The 16,105-nt window shown below is 62.9% G+C and carries 13 protein-coding genes and 1 pseudogene; 8 read left to right on the top strand and 6 right to left on the bottom strand.

Features of this window, described 5'->3' with window-relative positions; genetic code table 11:
- Positions 1-161 precede the first annotated feature (161 nt).
- Together nrdD and nrdG are read left to right on the top strand one after the other, a co-directional pair.
- A pseudogene (gene nrdD / locus BS626_RS05705) lies at positions 162-1,997 on the top strand (anaerobic ribonucleoside-triphosphate reductase); the annotation flags it as partial.
- A gap of 10 nt (positions 1,998-2,007) precedes the next feature.
- The gene (nrdG, locus tag BS626_RS05710) at positions 2,008-2,472 is read left to right on the top strand and encodes an anaerobic ribonucleoside-triphosphate reductase-activating protein (protein ID WP_075181423.1); all 465 of its coding nucleotides are present in this window, start codon (positions 2,008-2,010) and stop codon (positions 2,470-2,472) included.
- Here nrdG and BS626_RS05715 read toward each other — a convergent pair.
- The 3 genes from BS626_RS05715 to ansP form a co-directional block, all read right to left on the bottom strand.
- On the bottom strand, positions 2,469-3,533 hold the full coding sequence (locus tag BS626_RS05715) for a DUF1176 domain-containing protein (RefSeq protein WP_075181424.1): 1,065 nt from the start codon (positions 3,531-3,533) through the stop codon (positions 2,469-2,471). The two genes, nrdG and BS626_RS05715, sit on opposite strands and share 4 nt — an antisense overlap.
- Before the next feature lie 173 nt (positions 3,534-3,706).
- Positions 3,707-4,285 carry a GDP-mannose pyrophosphatase NudK gene (nudK, locus tag BS626_RS05720; RefSeq protein ID WP_075181425.1) on the bottom strand — a complete coding sequence of 193 codons (579 nt, stop codon included), beginning with the start codon at positions 4,283-4,285 and terminating at the stop codon, positions 3,707-3,709.
- A gap of 90 nt (positions 4,286-4,375) precedes the next feature.
- Positions 4,376-5,875: an L-asparagine permease gene (gene ansP, locus BS626_RS05725; RefSeq protein WP_075181426.1), complete on the bottom strand. Its 1,500-nt coding sequence runs from the start codon at positions 5,873-5,875 to the stop codon at positions 4,376-4,378.
- Between the two features lie 677 nt (positions 5,876-6,552).
- Between ansP and acrD the strand changes: the two genes are divergently transcribed.
- Positions 6,553-9,666, top strand: coding sequence for a multidrug efflux RND transporter permease AcrD (gene acrD / locus BS626_RS05730; protein WP_075181427.1), 3,114 nt, complete (start codon positions 6,553-6,555; stop codon positions 9,664-9,666).
- A gap of 13 nt (positions 9,667-9,679) precedes the next feature.
- Here acrD and BS626_RS18575 read toward each other — a convergent pair whose 3' ends face one another.
- Positions 9,680-9,817: a hypothetical protein gene (locus BS626_RS18575; protein ID WP_170870439.1), complete on the bottom strand. Its 138-nt coding sequence runs from the start codon at positions 9,815-9,817 to the stop codon at positions 9,680-9,682.
- A 175-nt stretch (positions 9,818-9,992) separates the two neighbouring features.
- On the opposite strand from BS626_RS18575, the gene BS626_RS05735 reads away from it, so the two are divergent.
- The 5 genes from BS626_RS05735 (at position 9,993) to BS626_RS05755 (ending at position 13,251) form a co-directional block, all read left to right on the top strand.
- Positions 9,993-10,439 carry a GNAT family N-acetyltransferase gene (locus BS626_RS05735; protein WP_075181428.1) on the top strand — a complete coding sequence of 149 codons (447 nt, stop codon included), beginning with the start codon at positions 9,993-9,995 and terminating at the stop codon, positions 10,437-10,439.
- Between the two features lie 65 nt (positions 10,440-10,504).
- Positions 10,505-10,876 carry an ArsC family reductase gene (locus BS626_RS05740; RefSeq protein WP_075181429.1) on the top strand — a complete coding sequence of 124 codons (372 nt, stop codon included), beginning with the start codon at positions 10,505-10,507 and terminating at the stop codon, positions 10,874-10,876.
- A gap of 1 nt (position 10,877) precedes the next feature.
- Entirely contained in the window at positions 10,878-12,005 is a 1,128-nt protein-coding gene (dapE, locus tag BS626_RS05745; RefSeq protein ID WP_075181430.1) for a succinyl-diaminopimelate desuccinylase, read from the top strand.
- A 19-nt stretch (positions 12,006-12,024) separates the two neighbouring features.
- Entirely contained in the window at positions 12,025-12,216 is a 192-nt protein-coding gene (locus BS626_RS05750) for a YpfN family protein (protein WP_075181431.1), read from the top strand.
- Between the two features lie 282 nt (positions 12,217-12,498).
- Positions 12,499-13,251 carry a glycosyltransferase family 2 protein gene (locus BS626_RS05755; RefSeq protein WP_075181432.1) on the top strand — a complete coding sequence of 251 codons (753 nt, stop codon included), beginning with the start codon at positions 12,499-12,501 and terminating at the stop codon, positions 13,249-13,251.
- Here the strand turns inward: BS626_RS05755 and BS626_RS05760 are convergent.
- A complete protein-coding gene (locus BS626_RS05760; RefSeq protein ID WP_075181433.1) occupies positions 13,248-15,233 on the bottom strand; it encodes a tRNA(Met) cytidine acetyltransferase TmcA in 1,986 nt (661 codons plus the stop codon). The two genes, BS626_RS05755 and BS626_RS05760, sit on opposite strands and share 4 nt — an antisense overlap.
- The gene (locus BS626_RS05765) at positions 15,233-16,099 is read right to left on the bottom strand and encodes a neutral zinc metallopeptidase (protein WP_075181434.1); all 867 of its coding nucleotides are present in this window, start codon (positions 16,097-16,099) and stop codon (positions 15,233-15,235) included. The genes BS626_RS05760 and BS626_RS05765 overlap by 1 nt, the downstream gene beginning before the upstream one ends.
- Positions 16,100-16,105: the final 6 nt, after the last annotated feature.

Genomic DNA, 16,105 nt, shown 5'->3' on the forward strand with positions numbered 1-16,105 from the left:
CCCCGCCCGATCTTCCTGCTGCCACGCCACCTTCCGGTTCCATGCGCTGCATCAATCTGCGGCCGGTTATTTCCCTTCAACAACTACATCCAGGTATTAATATACCCCAACACCGCAATATGATGTAGACAAGGAGCTTTCGCATGTCTGACCCCTACCTGCGCCTGCTGCGCGAGGTGCGCGGCCTGCTGGAACAAAACCATCCGGCGCTGCTGACGGAGAATGCCAATAAGGATAGCCAGGCGATTCCCACCCAGCGCGATCTGCTGGCGGGGATCATGGCGCGCGAATACGCCTGTCAGCACCTGCTGCCGCCGGAGATCGTCACCGCACACCAGCGCGGTGAGATTCACTATCACGATCTGGATTACGCGCCTTGCTTTCCGATGTTTAACTGCATGCTGGTCGATATAGGCGGCATGCTCCGCGAGGGATTTCGCCTCGGCAATGCGGATATTGCCCCACCCCGCTCCATCGCCACCGCCGCCGCACTGACCGCGCAAATCATTGCCCAGGTTTCCAGCCACATCTACGGCGGCACCACGCTAAACCGGCTGGATGAGGTGCTGGCGCCGTGGGTGGAAGCCAGCCTCGCCAAACACCGCGCAATCGCCGATGCCTGGCAACTCACCGACGCAGCCGGCTATGCGCGCGCGCAAACGGAAAAAGAGTGTTACGACGCCTTTCAGGCGCTGGAGTATGAGGTCAACACGCTGCACACCGCTAATGGTCAGACGCCGTTTGTCACTTTCGGCTTTGGTCTCGGCGACAGCTGGGCGGCGCGACTGATCCAGCGTTCAATCCTGACGGTACGCCGAGACGGACTCGGTCAGCAGCGCCGCACGGCAATCTTTCCCAAGCTGGTATTTGTGCTGAAGGCCGGCCACAATCTGCATCCGCAGGATCCCTGTTACGACATCAAGCAGCTGGCGCTGCGCTGCGCCAGCGAGCGTATTTATCCGGACATCCTTAATTATGACCGGGTGGTCGAAGTCACCGGTTCCTTTAAAACGCCGATGGGCTGCCGCAGTTTCCTCAGCGACATACCGGGCGCCCCCGGGGCAGCGCACGAGGGACGCAATAATCTCGGGGTGATCACCCTCAATCTGCCGCGGCTGGCGCTGGAAGCCAACGGCGATTTGGCTGCGTTCTGGCGCCAGCTGGACGCGCGCCTGCCGCTGGCGAGAGCGGCGTTGATGACCCGCGTGGCGCGGCTGAACGGCGTGAAAGCGCGGGTGGCGCCCATTTTGTATATGGAGGGAGCCTGCGGCGTCCGCCTGGGACCGGATGACGATATCGCGCCGCTGTTTACTCGCGGACGCGCCACCCTGTCGCTGGGCTTTATCGGTCTGCATGAAACGCTGAATGCGCTCTGCGGTGATGCTATCCATCCGTTTGACGATCCGGCTCGGCAGCAGCTTGGAGTGGCAATTGTTCGCCATCTTCGCGCGGCCACCGACCGCTGGCAGGCCGAGACCGGCTACGGCTTCAGCCTGTATGCCACCCCCAGCGAGAGTCTGTGCGACCGCTTTTGCCGGCTGGATCGCGCCGCCTTTGGCGACGTGCGTGGCGTCACCGATAAGGGCTACTACACCAATAGCTTTCATCTCGACGTCGGCAAACGGGTCTCGCCGTTCGATAAAATCGACTATGAGCAGCCCTATCCGGCGCTGTGCAGCGGAGGATTTATTTGCTACGCCGAGTATCCCTCTCTGACGCACAACCTGAAGGCGCTGGAAGATGTCTGGGATTATAGCTACCAGCGCGTCCCCTATTACGGCACCAACCTGCCGATCGATGCCTGCCATGCCTGCGGCTTTCGCGGCGAATTTCGCTGCACCAGCAAAGGGTTCAGTTGCCCGCGCTGCGGCAACCGCGATCCCGCCACGGTCTCGGTGATTCGCCGGGTCTGCGGCTACCTCGGCGCGCCGGACGCGCGGCCCTTTAACCCCGGTAAGCAGGAAGAGGTACGGCGGCGGGTCAAACACGGCGAATAACGGAGAAGACATGTACTATCACGCTTACTACCCGCTGGACGTGGTCAACGGCCCGGGCACGCGCTGTACCCTGTTTGTTGCCGGCTGCGCGCATCGCTGCCCGGGCTGTTATAACCGGAGTACCTGGCGGATCGACTCCGGCAGGCCATTTACCGCGGCAGTGGCCGATCGGCTGCTGGCCGATCTGGGGGATCGGCGCATTCCGCGCCAGGGCTTGTCACTGAGCGGCGGCGATCCGCTGCACCCGGCCAACGTCGCAGAGATTGCGCGGCTGGTGACGCGGGTGCGCCAGGCGTATCCGCAGCAGGATATTTGGCTGTGGACCGGCTACCGGCTGGCAGAGCTGAACGCCGCACAGCGGGCGATCCTGCCGTGGCTGGACGTGCTGATTGACGGCCGCTTTGAGCAGGATCTGGCCGATCCGGGGCTGATCTGGCGCGGCAGCCGCAACCAGGTGATTCACCGTCTGCGCTAGTCGCTGACCGCGCGGGTCTGCCACAGCGGCGGCCAGTCGCGACTGCCCTGCCAGCTATCACATGCCGACTGCGCGGCATAGTCGGCCAGTACAAAGGTTTTGCCATTGAATTGCCAGCGCGCACGCCAGCCGCAATCCCCCAGTCCGCGACCGCTGGCGGCGGTAGACAGCTGGCTGCTCACCGCATCGTAACCGGCATTGATTAACTCGAGATGGCGATCGCCATGTCCGGGCGGGGTAAAAGGCAAACGCAGACTGATATCTCGGGCAACGTACGGCGGGCGGCGACTCACCTCCCACCCCAACGACACGGTGTTGTAAGCGCCCTTCTCGCAGCTCACCAGCAGCAGCGCCTTTGCGGCGGTGAGCGGCGCAATCGTCACCGCGCGGCTCAGCGGATCGAGCGAGCAGCCATCGGTATTCACCCGCCAGCTGCCAAAATCTATCAGGCCACGGCGCTCTTGCGGGCTGAGCGGTGGCGCGGCGTTACGCACCTGCCATACCTCCGGCGCCCGCGGCATCGGGGCCAGCGCCGTGGCCCCGCGCGGTCCGCGGCTGACCCAGGCACTCAGGCTACCCGCACGCCCCTGCTGACGATCCAGCTCCGCCAGCGCCGCCGCCAGGCCGTCCAGCCGGAAGGCCGCCTCGGGCTGCCAGGTCATTTGCAGGCTATCGGCGGCCATCATTTGCGCCAGAAACTCGCTGATGGCAATCGCGTGATGGGTGTGCAGATGGTGTGGCTGCACCTGCCAGTGTTTCAGATCGATCTGCAGCCGGCGGCCATCCAGCAGCAGCGTATCGGCCAGCGCTTCGCCGCGCAGCGGGCCGGTAAACGCGCTGCCGTAATCGAGGCGCAGCGTCGGCGCATCGTGGATGCCCGCCTGACGCGACAGGGTCATGACCAGACCGCGGTCGCCCGGTACACTGCGCACCACGCAGGCATTCAGGTTGGTGCAGGTCAGCTGCCAGTGGCCGAAAAGCGTCTGCAGCGGATCGGCACGCAGGCTGCCGCTCAGTAGCAACAAGGCGGTCAGCAGCAGCCCTTTTATTCCGTCAGGCATAGCAGCGATATATCCCCGCAGGAAAAACGGTCGTTAAGGCGCCGCACGCCGGGAGCCGGGGCCGGCAGCGGGCGGGCCGCGCAGGTGAGCATCCATCATCGAAGGGCCGTATGCGGCTTACAATCGGATTTATCGGACTGTCCCGCGCACGTTTTCCACGCTCTATCGCCAGCTCAGGGTCTGAGCCAGCCGCGCAGCTGCGCGTGCTGCAGCAGCATAATGGTTTTACCGTCGACGATCTCGCCGGCCGCTACCCTCGCCATCGCCTCCGGAAACGACAGCTCAAGCACCTCAATCTCCTCATCGTCGACGCCGCCGCCGGCATTGTCGCGCTGATCGGCCGCGTACTCTGCAGCAAAAAAGTGCAGTTGTTCGGTAACGCCGCCGGGAGACATATAGGCGGTAAACAGCTTTTCCACTTCACCAATGCGGTAGCCGGTCTCTTCTATTGCTTCTTTACGGATGCAGGTTTCCGGCGAGTCATTATCCAGCAGGCCGGCGCAGGCCTCAATCAGCATGCCATCGGCATTCCCATTGATCCAGGTCGCTATGCGAAACTGACGGGTCAGCACCACGCTGTTTTTTTCGCGATTATAGAGCAGCAGAGTGGCCCCGTTGCCGCGATCGTAAACTTCGCGCTTGTGGCGCAAAGCACTGCCATCGGGGCGAGCGATCTCGTAGGTGTAGTTCCAGAGGGTGAACCAGTTTTCGGACAGGCATTTCTTTTTGATCACGCGGACTGAGGCTGACATAGCGGCTCCGTAGTCAATAAGGAGCCTGCCATCATACGATCTGCGCGATCAAAACACTATCGGCGGGGACCGGGCGGTCCCCGCACTGCGTCAACCGCGCGGTGACTCTTCCGCCAGCACCGGCGGCGCCTCTTCGTGATGCGCCTCATCATGCTCGGTCTGCGCCACGGCGTAGACGCGCTTGCGCACCGCCAGCCAGCCCAGCGCCAGCAGCGCCGCCAGCAGCGGAATCGATGCCACGGTCCAGGTGCCGTTCGGATAATCGAAGGCCATCAGCACGATCACCGCGGCGAGAAACAGCAGCGTCAGCCACGAGGTGAAAGGCGCGCCCGGCAGCTTAAAGCTGACGTCGTCCGCCTTGCCCTCTTTGATCGCCTTGCGCAGGCGCATCTGGCAGACCACGATAAACGCCCAGGAGGAGATGATGCCCAGTGACGCGATATTTAGCACGATTTCAAACACCTGCGACGGCACAATATAGTTGAGATAAACGCCAATCACGTAGATGGCGCAGGTCACCAGGATGCCCATGTAAGGAACCTGACTGCGGCTCATCTTCGACATGAACTTCGGTGCGCCACCGCCCATCGACATAGAGCGCAAAATGCGGCCGGTGGAGTAAAGGCCGGAGTTCAGGCTGGAGAGCGCCGCGCTGAGCACCACGATATTCATCACGCTGCCGACGTAAGGCACGCCCAGCTTGCTAAAGAAGGTAACAAACGGACTCTGACCGGCCTGATAGGCGTTCCACGGTAGCAGCAGCACCAGCAGCACGATAGAGCCGACGTAGAACAGACCAATACGCCAGATAACGCTGTTAATCGCTTTCGGCAGCATGGTTTTCGGATCTTTACATTCGCCGGCGGCGGTACCCACCAGCTCGACGGAGGCGAAGGCAAACACCACGCCCTGTATTAGCACCAGCGCGGCCAGCAGGCCGTGCGGGAAGATCCCGCCGTTATCGCTGATCAGATGGAAGCCGGTAGCGTTACCGTCCAGCGGCTTGCCGCTGCCGAGGAACACCACCCCCACCACCAGAAAGGCCACGATTGCCAGCACTTTCACCAGGGCAAACCAGAACTCCATTTCAGCAAACCAGCGTACGCCGATCATGTTCATGGTCCCGACCAGCACCAGCGCGCCGAGGGCAAAGACCCACTGTGGTACATCGCCAAAGGCGCCCCAGTAGTGCATATATAGCGCCACGGCGGTGATATCGACAATCCCGGTCATCGCCCAGTTAACGAAATACATCCAGCCGCAGACGTAGGCCGCTTTTTCACCGAGAAACTCGCGCGAGTAGGAGACAAAGCTGCCGCTTGAAGGGCGGTGCAGCACCAGTTCGCCCAACGCGCGGAGGATAAAGAAGCAGAAAATCCCGCAGACCAGATAAACCAGCGCCAGCGCCGGCCCGGCGGCCTGCAAACGCCCCCCGGCACCGAGGAACAAGCCGGTGCCGATAGCGCCGCCGATGGCGATCATCTGCACATGGCGATTGTCCATCGCTTTGTTATAACCAGAATCGTGGGAGTTTAACCAGCGGCGCCGCGCCGCGCGCTGGGCGTCAGCCGACTTTTTATGACTTTTCATTCGCGTTCCTGTTTTGCCTGTCCACAACGGAGCGCCGGCGCACCCAATCGTTTGCGCGCCGACGGTGATACCCCTGCCTGTGATTATTATGTGCTGGCAGGGACCAAAATAATGGCGAAGAATACTAACCTCAACACGTGAGTAACTCAAAACAATGGCGGCGGGAAAAAGTGATATTTTGTAAATTTTGCCGGCGAGGCGACAAATTGACTTTTCCCCCCTTGCGATCGGCCGCGAACGCGCTGGTGGCCGGGGCTGTACAGAATGCATTCAGCTACGGGTGGCTATCTGACCAGCAGAAACGCCTGCTCGCGGGCAGGGTAACGACAACGTGGCTGGTTTGTCGCGCTCGCCGGCCAGGCCAGGCGGTAGGGGACGCCTCGGGTCACGCAACGCCGGATAACCTAACCGGTAGCGCTCCCGGCCCCTCACGGTGCCCTCCCCGCTGGCACGTTAGCGGATTGTACACCAGGGCGGCGAACCCTTTGTGCGCCCGACCGTCGGATCGCCGATCGACGCTAAGCGCGGTAATTTACATTTTCTCCTCAATTTCTCCACGATTCCTGACGCGGCACCCGCTACAGTAATTCGGTACGGTGCGCCCTCCTCGTCCGCCGCCGTGCAGGCCGCGTTTAGCCAACCTCTTTCCCCGGATAGCGTTAAGGAGCAGCACCTCAATGGCGAATTTCTTTATCGGTCGCCCGATTTTTGCCTGGGTACTGGCGATTTTGCTTAGCCTTACCGGGATTCTGGCCATTTCGTCGTTGCCCATTGAACAGTATCCGGACCTGGCGCCGCCGAACGTGCGCATCACCGCCAACTATCCCGGGGCGTCGGCGCAAACGCTGGAAAACACCGTCACGCAGGTGATTGAGCAGAACATGACCGGCCTGGACAACCTGATGTACATGTCTTCTCAGAGCAGCAATACCGGCCAGGCAACCATCACCCTCAGCTTTACCGCCGGAACCGATCCCGATGAGGCGCGCCAACAGGTGCAAAATCAGCTGCAAACCGCCCTGCGCAAGCTGCCACAGGCGGTACAGCAGCAGGGGGTCACCGTCAGCAAAACCGGCGACAGCAATATTTTAATGATCGCCTTTGTGTCCACCGACGGCAGCATGAATAAGCAGGATATTGCCGATTACGTCGCCAGTAATATTCAGGACCCGCTTAGCCGCATCAGCGGCGTCGGCCAGGTCGATGCCTATGGCACCCAGTATGCGATGCGCATCTGGCTCGATCCCAATAAATTGATCAACTACCGCCTCACCACTCAGGACGTGATCAGCGCCATCACCTCACAAAACAGTCAGATTTCCGTCGGGCAGCTGGGCGGCACGCCGTCGGTCGACAATCAGGCGCTGAACGCCACCATTAACGCCCAGTCGCTGCTGGAGACGCCGGCGCAGTTTCGCGCCATCACTCTGCGCGTCAACGCCGACGGCTCGGCGGTCACCCTCGGCGACGTGGCGGACGTGGCGCTGGGCGGCGAAAAATATGACAACCTGTCGCGCTATAATGGCCAGCCCGCCTCCGGGCTGGGGGTAAAGCTGGCCTCCGGCGCTAACGAGCTGCAGACCGACCAGCGGGTACGGGCGCGGCTGGCGGAGCTGTCACAGTATTTCCCCCCCGGACTGGAGGCCAAAGTCGCTTATGAAACCTCGCCGTTTGTCACCGCCTCCATTCGCGACGTGGTAAAAACGCTGCTGGAAGCGGTGCTGCTGGTCTTTCTGGTGATGTATCTGTTTTTACAAAACTTTCGCGCCACGCTGATTCCCACCCTCGCGGTGCCGGTGGTGCTGCTCGGCACGTTCTGCGTGATTTACGCCTTTGGCTATAGCATCAATACCCTGACCATGTTCGCGATGGTCCTGGCTATCGGGCTACTGGTGGACGACGCCATTGTGGTGGTTGAAAACGTCGAGCGCATTATGAGCGAAGAAGGGTTGTCGCCGCGGGCGGCCACCCGCAAGTCGATGGGACAAATTCAGGGCGCGCTGGTGGGCATCACGCTGGTGCTGTCGGCAGTGTTTGTGCCCATGGCCTTTTTTGGCGGGACCGTGGGCGCCATTTACCGCCAGTTCTCGGTCACCATCGTATCGGCGATGATGCTGTCGGTGCTGGTGGCCATGACCCTGACGCCAGCGCTGTGCGCCACCCTGCTCAGGCCGCTGACGCAGGGGGAGCATCACGGACGCCGCGGCTTTTTTGGCTGGTTTAACCGCACCTTTAACCGCACCGCCGATCGCTACGCGCGCGGTGTGGATCGGATGATAGCGAAAGCCGGCCGCTGGCTCCTGCTCTATCTGCTGCTGATTGCGGTAATGGCCGTTCTGTTCATCCGCCTGCCCACCTCGTTTTTACCGCAGGAAGATCGCGGGGTCTTTATGACCCAGGTTCAGCTGCCGCCGGGCGCGACCCAGCAGCAGACGCTGAAGGTGGTGGAAAAAGTCGAGCAGTACTATCTGACGGCAGAGAAAGACAACGTGCTGTCGGTGTTTGCAACCGTCGGCTCCGGCCCCGGCGGTAACGGACAGAACGTCGCACGGCTGTTCGTCAGGCTAAAGGACTGGGACCAGCGCAGCCGCGGGGACAACAGCGCCTTCGCTATCATTGCGCGCGCCAGCAAGGCGTTCCAGGCGATCAGGGAGGCGCGGGTGATCGCGAATAACCCCCCGGCGATCAGCGGCCTCGGCAGCGCCGCCGGCTTTGATATGGCGCTGCAGGACCACGCCGGCATCGGTCACGACAAGCTGATGGCAGCGCGCGATCGGCTGCTGGAGTGGGCCAATGCTTCACCGGAGCTTTCACGGGTGCGCCACAACGGCCTCGATGACAGCCCGCAGCTGCGCATTGACATTGATCAGCGTAAGGCCCAGGCGCTGGGGGTCGACATTGACGACATCAACGCCACCTTGACAACCGGCTGGGGCTCGACCTACGTCAATGACTTTCTGGATCGCGGCAGGGTGAAGAAGGTGTATGTGCAGGCGGCGGCGGAATACCGCATGCTGCCGGACGACATTGCCCGCTGGTACGTGCGCAACAACAGCGGCAATATGGTGCCGTTCAGTGCTTTCGCCACCTCGCGCTGGGAGACCGGCTCGCCGCGCCTGGAGCGCTATAACGGCTACGCGTCACTGGAGATCGTCGGCGAAGCCGCCCCCGGCGTCAGCACCGGTACCGCGATGCAGGTGATGGAAGCGCTGGTGGCCAGGCTGCCCGGCAACCTCGGGCTGGAGTGGACCGGCGTGTCCCTGCAGGAGCGGCTCAGCGGCTCTCAGGCGCCGGCGCTGTATGCCCTTTCGCTGCTGGTGGTCTTTCTCTGCCTGGCCGCCCTGTATGAAAGCTGGTCGATTCCTTTCTCGGTGATGCTGGTGGTGCCGCTCGGGGTACTGGGGGCACTGATGGCGACCTGGCTGCGCGGGCTGGAAAACGACGTCTACTTCCAGGTGGGTCTGCTGACGGTGATCGGTCTGTCGGCGAAAAACGCCATCTTGATTGTCGAGTTTGCCAATGATCTCAACGCCCGGGGGCTGGGGCTGCTGGAGGCGACCCGCCTCGCCAGCCGCCAGCGCCTGCGGCCGATCCTGATGACGTCGCTGGCCTTTATCTTTGGCGTGCTGCCGATGGCAATCAGCCGCGGTGCTGGCTCGGCCAGCCAGCACGCGGTCGGTACCGGAGTGATGGGCGGAATGATCGCCGCTACCCTGCTGGCGATTTTCTTCGTGCCGCTGTTCTTCATGCTGGTACGCCGCCGCTTTCCACTGCAAAAAACGCCGGAATAACCGCAGGCAGCCGTCAGGCTGCCTGCTGTGCGGCCGCTGTTTCTGCCCGCTCCTGGGCAACGATGCCGCTGCTGATGGTGGTTATCTCATCGGGCGACGGCCGCAGCATCGCCTCGATAAACGCTTTCCAGGTGTTCAGTTCTGTATCCATGATCCTGTGTTCCTCGCACGTGTTGCCGGGCGAGTATACCGCGGTCTCAGTGAGGGGAGAAGCGGCGTTCAGGCGGCGCCCACCGCCAATCGCTGGACAGGCGGGTAAGAATCTGTAACGTTGAGATCGGATTCACACGCTTCTCTTCCCCCATCACGATCCTACAGGAGCGCTGATGCAATTGATTTCTGAGACCAACCAACACCCACTCGACGTCGATCTTCCCGCGCTGGCGCGGCTGCTACAGCGCGGCGGGCTGGGTGAACGGGCGCCGGATGCGCTGGAAAGATCGTATCAACACAGCCAGTACCGCTGGTTTGGCTGGCAGGACAACCGGCTGATCGCCACCGCCCACGCCATCACCGACTTCACCTGGAGCGCCTACGTCTCTGATATTGTGGTCGACCCGGACGACCAGGGGCGCGGCTACGGTGACCGGCTGATGCAGGCGATCCTCCGCGACCTCGCCCCGGTCAGCAAACTGTTTATCTACGCGGTACCGGATAAGGTCGCTTTTTATCAGCGCTGGGGATGTCGGCCACTGGCCACCGCGATGGTCTACGCCGACGGGCCCGCCCTCACGCGGCTGCAGCAGGGCGGCTACCTGAGCGATGCGCGGTAAGCGGTTTGACCGCGTCGCCAGACAGGTTATCCTGTGGGCCCTTTTCCCCATTGCAAGAGGCCGCTATGTCCCGCCAGCCTGCCACGCTGTATGGCATTAAAAACTGCGACACCATTAAAAAAGCGCGTAATTTTCTGCGCACTGAGCAGATTGACTACCGCTTTCACGACTACCGCAGCGACGGACTCGACGCGGACTTTTTACAGCGCGCCATCGATGTCCTCGGCTGGCAGGCGCTGCTGAACACCCGCGGCACCACCTGGCGCCAGCTGCCGGAGGCGGAGCGCGCCGCGGTTGACAGTGCGGAGCGCGCAAAAGCTCTGATGCTGGCTCATCCGGCGATGATTAAACGTCCGTTGCTCTGCGGCGCGGACGGCACTATGCTGCTGGGCTTTAACGACGCCAGCTACCACGCTTTTTTTCAGGAGACGCCTTAACATGCACTGTCCGGTCATCGAGCTGACCCAGCAACTGATCCGCCGCCCTTCCCTGAGCCCGGATGATGCCGGCTGCCAGGCCCTGCTGATTGCCCGACTGGAGGCGATCGGTTTCACCATCGAACCGATGCACATCGGTGATACCCAGAACGTCTGGGCGTGGCGCGGCGAAGGCGAAACGCTGGCCTTTGCCGGACACACCGACGTGGTACCGACCGGGGAGGTTAGCCGCTGGATCACTCCGCCGTTTGAGCCCATCATCCGCGATGGCGTCCTCTACGGACGCGGCGCGGCGGATATGAAAGGTTCACTGGCGGCCATGGTCGTCGCGGCCGAGCGCTTTGTCGCCGCCTGCCCCCAGCACCGCGGACGTCTGGCGTTTTTAATCACCTCCGATGAAGAGGCCAGCGCGGTTAACGGCACCGTCAAGGTGGTCGAGCGATTAATGGCGCGCCAGGAGCGGCTGGATTACTGCCTGGTGGGTGAGCCTTCCAGCACTGAAGTGGTCGGTGACGTGGTCAAGAACGGCCGTCGCGGTTCAATTACCGCGAACCTGACGGTGCACGGCGTGCAGGGGCACGTCGCCTATCCGCACCTCGCCGACAATCCGGTGCACCGCGCAGCCGCCTTTATTCAGCAGCTGGTCAGTATCGAATGGGACCAGGGTAATGATTTCTTTCCGCCGACCAGCCTGCAAATTGCCAATCTGCAGGCCGGCACCGGCAGCAACAACGTGATTCCGGGCGAGCTGTTCGTACAGTTTAATGTCCGCTTCAGCACCGAACTGACCGACGAAATGATCAAAGCGCACGTGCAGGCGCTGCTGGAGGAGCATCAGCTGCGCTATACCCTCGAGTGGAACCTGTCCGGTCAGCCGTTCCTGACCGAACGCGGCAAGCTGGTGGATGCGGTAATCAACGCGGTTGAACACTATAATGAAATCAGGCCGGCGCTGCTCACCACCGGCGGCACGTCAGACGGCCGTTTTATTGCCCGCATGGGGGCCCAGGTGGTGGAGCTCGGCCCGGTCAACGCGACCATTCACAAGATTAACGAATGCGTCAAAGCGTCCGATCTGCAACTGCTGAGCCGTATGTATCAGCGTATTATGGAGCAACTGATCGCCTGATGGCGTCTCAGGAGACAGGATGGAATGGCTAAAACATTACTGGTGGATTTTGGTGATCGTGCTGATGGTGGGGATCCTTATCAACGTGATCAAAGATCTGAAACGCATCGATCCCAAAAAATATCTGGACAATAAACCGGATCTGCCGCCGCACCGCGATTTTAATGATAAATGGGATGACGAAGACGACTGGCCTAAGAAAAAGCCCTAATAAATACCCGCCTCTTTTTTTCAGGCCCCGCCGGGGCCTGAACACGTCACGCTTTCCGCCGTTGCGCAGTTCGCGCGCAGAATGGTTATTTAATGCGATTGCCATCGCGATGTACTACTGCTGCCCGCCGTTCGTTTGTAGAATAATCCCGCTTCGCCCTGAGCAGCTGCGCATCAACGCGATCGGCTGCCGGCGGCTTAAGGAAGCCCGCCGTCGCTGACGACGGGCTGGCGCCGCCTACCGGCAGCGCACAGGGATAGTTATTACAAGGTATAATGTCGCATGTTTAAGCTCTCCGTATGTGTATTAACACATAATTCCGAACGCCTGTTAGCCGATGTTTTACAGGCGCTGCTTCCGGTTGCCGATGAATGTATTATCGTTGATTCCGGCAGTAGCGATAATACGCTGAACATTTGTCGGCAATTTGGGATCGAAGCGATATACCATCCTTTTAGCATGCACGGTCAGCAAATGAATGTCGCCATTAGCCGCGCCCGCCACGACTGGGTGCTGTGTCTCGACAGCGATGAAATTCTCGATGCCGCCACCTGCGACTATATTTTACGCCTGAAGCAGGGCGACGCGCCGGATGCCGACTGCGCCTGGCGGCTGACCCGGCAGTGGTATGTGCTGGGCGAAGCGGTGCGCACTCTGTATCCGGTCTCCTCCCCCGACTTTCCCGCCCGTCTGTTCAACCGCCATTGCGCCCACTTCAACGATCGTCCGGTGGACGATGAGGTTGTCGGCTTTCGCCGATCGCACATTATTCCCGGCGCCGTGCGCCACGACACCTTCTATTCACTGCACGAAATGTTCAACAAGCTCAACGCCTACACGACCCGGCTGGTGACCTACAAAACGATCCGCCCCTCGCTGTCGCGGGGGGCATTCAGCGCCATCGGCTCATTTTTTAAATGGTATCTGTTCAGCGGCGCGTTTCGCCAGGGACGGGTCGGCGCGGCCACCGGCCTGTACGCGACGCTCTACAGCTTTCTGAAATATTACAAGGCCTGGCACGCCCGCCGCCGCTAATTATCCTCACGCAGCGCGGCCAGCCGCTGCTGCCAGCGCTGCGCCCGGGCGGCGTCCAGCGCCGCCAGCGCCTGCTGGCATTCGCAACGGCAGGCCTGAAGCAGGCCTCGCCGGCCGGCGAGGCGATGCCGCTGGCAGAGCGCGGCGCTCTCCTCTCCGCGCCGCAGCCCACCGCGCAGCAGCGGCAGCGGCAGCGTGGAGTGCTGTAGCAGCACCTGCAGCGCGGCGCGCACCGACTCCAGCGGACGCTGCCCCCAGGCAAAGCTGGCCAAATCACGCCAGCTTTGCCCATCCAGCTCCAGGCCGCAGCGCGGAGGAAACGGCCACGCATCCGCGGACAGCGCGTGCCCGTCGGCCCCCAGGGTGGCGCGCAGCCGCGCGCTAATCGGCGCCAGTAGCCGTTTCCCCTCGGCGCTGAGCGCTTTGACCGCCATCGCGCTGTAGCAGCCGCTGCTGGCTTCGCGCTGGCTGCCCAGCCGTACCAGCTGAAAGCTGTTGGCCTGCCAGAATGCCCACAGCGCCGGAGTATAGCCAAAGCTGACCGACAGATAATCGCGCCCGGCGGCAGCGCGCTGCGCCTCGGCAATCAGCGCCCGGCCGACGCCGCGGCGGCGCAGCCCGGGAGCAACCGCGATACGGCTGATGCGCAGGGCGCGCAGGGTGGCGGCCTCCGGCCAGCCGGCGTGCGCCGCCAGCGACTGGGCCACCAGATTGCCCTTCGGCCGGCGAAAGCCCGCCCAGACCGCCCGCGCCAGTCTCTCTGACAGCCCCCCCTCCTCCACCAGCCACAGCGCGCCTGCCACCTGCTCTCCCTGATGCGCCACGGCGAAGTGCTGCCCGGGCGCATCCATCATCCGTCGCAGATCCAACGGCGTCGTGCGGTAGTGGGCGCTGGTGAGCAGCTGATAGGCCGACGCCATCCGCGCCGGCTCCCGCCGCCAGCCGTCTGCGGCCAGCCGCTGCACGGTCACCGGCCGATCGCTGACCGGAAACGGCGGGTCGGCAAACAGCAGCAGCCGTGCGGTAAACTGCTCCAGCGGATCCTCGCGCGCCCAGCGCTGCGGCGCATCCAGCGTACACTGGCGCACCGCCGGCAGCGAGGCGCAAAACTTCAGTAAAAAACCGCGGCCGGTACCCTCATAGCCTTGCACGGTGGTAGCCATCAATATCCGGGGGCAGACGGCGACCAGCCGCTGCAGCAGCGGCGTGGGAATGGCCGCGGCCTCATCGATAATCAGCCCCGCAATCGGCGGGGGATCCTCACCGGCCTGGGCCGCCAGTAGCGCATCCGGCGCCATAAAGCACGCGGCGTCGCCGGCCCAGGCCAGCACTACCGCCGCTGCCGCCTGCGAGGGCGCGGTGATCACCACCCGGCCGCCCCAGCGCCGCGCCAGCCTCCCCGCCAGCGCCGACTTACCGCGACCGCGCGGTGCCGTCAGGGATACAATCCCGTGACCCAGGTGGCTGAGCTGTTGCAGCAGCGCGGTCTGCTGCCGCTGCGCGGCGGCCTGCCACGCCCGGGGAGCGGGCGGCGACGGCAGGGCCAGCGCATCGCCTTCCCGCCAGACGATCGCCGCCGAATCGGCGCACAGGCATTGCTGCAGGTGAGCAGTAAAACAGGGCGTGGCTCGCGGCGTGGTGGATTCGCTCCAGCGCAGGCTGTCCGCATCGGGACGCGCAGGCCAGTCGTCCCAGGGAGGAACGCAGAGCAGTAGCCAGCTGCCGGCGCGCAGGGCGCCGCTGAGTGCAGCAAACGCCTCGGCGTTAAATCCCTCCGCGGCGTGAAACACCGCGTGGGTCAGCTCGCGGCCCAGCAGCGTGCGCGCGGCAATCTCCGGCGTACAGTGAAACCAGTCACCCGCCAGCGCGCGCTGCCAGTCGGCGCAGCGCGCCGCGCACCAGGCCGGGGAGCCGCTGAGCACCAGCAGACGTCGCTGACCGGCGGCGGCCATCGCGGCAGTCAGCGTCACCAGGCGAGCCATCAGCGGCTGGCGAAGGTGTCGCACTGCCCGGGATCGCCGCTGTCGTAGCCGCGCTTAAACCAGCCGTAGCGCTGGGCGGAAGTGCCGTGGGTAAAGCTGTCCGGCACCACCCGCCCCTGGCTCTGCTGCTGCAGGCGATCGTCGCCGATGGCGCGCGCGGCATTCAGCGCGTCTTCCAAATCGCCGGTCTCGAGCACCTGCTGTTGCTGCATATAATGTCCCCAGACGCCGGCAAAACAGTCGGCCTGCAGCTCCATTTTGACCGACAGCTGGTTGGCCTGCGTTTCACTGGCGTTCTGCTGCAGCTGCCGGACGCGCGGTTCTATGCCCAACAGTTTTTGCACGTGGTGCCCGACTTCATGCGCAATCACGTAGCCCTGCGCAAACTCGCCGCCGGCGCCCAGGGTGGTTTTCATTTCATCGTAGAAGCCGAGATCGATATACACGGTGCGATCGGCCGGGCAGTAAAACGGCCCCATCACCGACTGGCCGGTGCCGCATCCGGTGCGGGTTGCGCCGCGGTACATCACCAGCTTTGGTGCCTGATACTGTTTGCCCATCTGCGTAAACAGCTTCTGCCAGGTATCTTCGGTGGTGGCGAGGATCACCGAGGTGAACTTCGCCGCCTCATCATCCCGGGCCGGCGCGCGCGGCGCGGATGCGCTTTGCCCCTGGCTGACGCCGCCCTCGCCGGTCAGCAGCGGCGTCAGATCATAGCCGTAATAACCGGCGACCATCACCACCGCGAGGATAATCAGCCCACCTTTGCCGCGTGGAATGCGCATCCGCCCGCCGCCCATGGTGCCCGGCGACTGTCCGCGCCGGTCTTCCACATTGTCGCTTTCGCGACGCCCTTGCCAACGCATAATGCC

The organism is Pantoea sp. 1.19, from assembly GCF_001922585.1.
In the GTDB taxonomy this organism is placed as follows: domain Bacteria; phylum Pseudomonadota; class Gammaproteobacteria; order Enterobacterales; family Enterobacteriaceae; genus 1-19.

What these genes read in the sequence shown, in the direction of transcription:
- BS626_RS05755 (WP_075181432.1), top strand. Translation starts at nt 12,499, where the DNA reads ATGTTTAAGCTCTCCGTATGTGTATTAACACATAATTCCGAACGCCTG.
- BS626_RS05735 (WP_075181428.1), top strand. Translation starts at nt 9,993, where the DNA reads ATGCAATTGATTTCTGAGACCAACCAACACCCACTCGACGTCGATCTT.
- nrdG (WP_075181423.1), top strand. Translation starts at nt 2,008, where the DNA reads ATGTACTATCACGCTTACTACCCGCTGGACGTGGTCAACGGCCCGGGC.
- BS626_RS05740 (WP_075181429.1), top strand. Translation starts at nt 10,505, where the DNA reads ATGTCCCGCCAGCCTGCCACGCTGTATGGCATTAAAAACTGCGACACC.
- BS626_RS05765 (WP_075181434.1), bottom strand. Translation starts at nt 16,099, where the DNA reads ATGCGTTGGCAAGGGCGTCGCGAAAGCGACAATGTGGAAGACCGGCGC.
- acrD (WP_075181427.1), top strand. Translation starts at nt 6,553, where the DNA reads ATGGCGAATTTCTTTATCGGTCGCCCGATTTTTGCCTGGGTACTGGCG.
- BS626_RS05760 (WP_075181433.1), bottom strand. Translation starts at nt 15,233, where the DNA reads ATGGCTCGCCTGGTGACGCTGACTGCCGCGATGGCCGCCGCCGGTCAG.
- BS626_RS05750 (WP_075181431.1), top strand. Translation starts at nt 12,025, where the DNA reads ATGGAATGGCTAAAACATTACTGGTGGATTTTGGTGATCGTGCTGATG.
- BS626_RS05715 (WP_075181424.1), bottom strand. Translation starts at nt 3,533, where the DNA reads ATGCCTGACGGAATAAAAGGGCTGCTGCTGACCGCCTTGTTGCTACTG.
- dapE (WP_075181430.1), top strand. Translation starts at nt 10,878, where the DNA reads ATGCACTGTCCGGTCATCGAGCTGACCCAGCAACTGATCCGCCGCCCT.
- BS626_RS18575 (WP_170870439.1), bottom strand. Translation starts at nt 9,817, where the DNA reads ATGGATACAGAACTGAACACCTGGAAAGCGTTTATCGAGGCGATGCTG.
- nudK (WP_075181425.1), bottom strand. Translation starts at nt 4,285, where the DNA reads ATGTCAGCCTCAGTCCGCGTGATCAAAAAGAAATGCCTGTCCGAAAAC.
- ansP (WP_075181426.1), bottom strand. Translation starts at nt 5,875, where the DNA reads ATGAAAAGTCATAAAAAGTCGGCTGACGCCCAGCGCGCGGCGCGGCGC.